Below are 1,112 nucleotides of genomic sequence, written 5' to 3'. Positions count from 1 at the left end.
CAACTGGCGCTTCCGTACGCGCCTGGCCAGTGTGAGTTCGCTGAATTTCCTCGGCCTGTCACCCCTGCATAACTTCGCTACCGGCAAGCAGCACAACAACCCGTGGGGCGACTGCGTTACCACGTTGCAGACCACCAACGGGCAGCCGTACTACTTCAATTTCCACGCGACCCACCCCTCGGAAAACTCACTGGGTGAGAAGGCGATTGCCAACACGATGGTGATCGGTAAGTCCGGCACCGGTAAGACCGCGCTGATCAACTTCCTGCTCAGCCAGGTGCAGAAATACGATCCGTCGCCGACCATCTTCTTCTTCGACAAGGACCGTGGCGCGGAGATTTTCGTGCGCGCCTGTGGCGGGAATTACCTGGCGTTGGATAACGGTCAAGCCACCGGCTTCAACCCGTTCCAGTGTGAGAACAACGAGTCCAATCTTCAGTTCCTTGCGGATTTGATCAAGGTGCTGGCTGGAAAGCGCGAGTACAGCGCACGGGAGGAGGAAGACATCTTCCGCGCCGTGGAGAACATGCTTGATACGCCGATGCATCTGCGCAGCATGACCAATTTCCAGAAGAGTCTGCCCAACATGGGTGACGACGGTTTGTATGCCCGCCTGCGCCGCTGGACCTCCGGCAACTCGCTGGGCTGGGTGTTCGACAATCCGGTTGACACCGTCGACCTGAGCCGGGCGAACATCATCGGCTTTGATTACACCGACATCATCGATAATCCTGAAGTACGCGTGCCGGTCATCAATTACCTGTTGCACCGTCTGGAGTCACTGATCGACGGCCGCCCGCTGATCTATGTCATGGATGAGTTCTGGAAGATCCTTGACGGCGAAGGTGGGCTGAAGGAATTTGCCAAGAACAAGCAGAAGACCATTCGTAAGCAGAACGGCTTGGGCATTTTCGCCACGCAGAGCCCGGAAGACGCGCTGAAGAGCGATATCGCTGCGGCGCTTATCGAACAGACTGCGACGCTGATCCTGCTGCCGAATCCGAACGCAAGCCGTTCGGACTACATCGATGGACTCAAGTTGACCGAAGCCGAATTCAAAGTGGTTACCGCGCTCGACGAACGTTCGCGCTGCTTCCTTGTCAAGCAGGGGC

General features: G+C 57.3%; 1 protein-coding gene. It reads left to right on the top strand.

What is annotated here, in order from left to right; genetic code table 11:
* A partial coding sequence (locus ACXJKH_RS21005) for a TraG/VirB4 family ATPase (RefSeq protein ID WP_457322279.1) occupies window positions 1-1,112 on the top strand: 1,112 nt, incomplete at both ends.

This window comes from Stenotrophomonas sp. P5_B8 (assembly GCF_054049855.1).
This window is presented reverse-complemented; position numbering and strand designations above follow the sequence as displayed.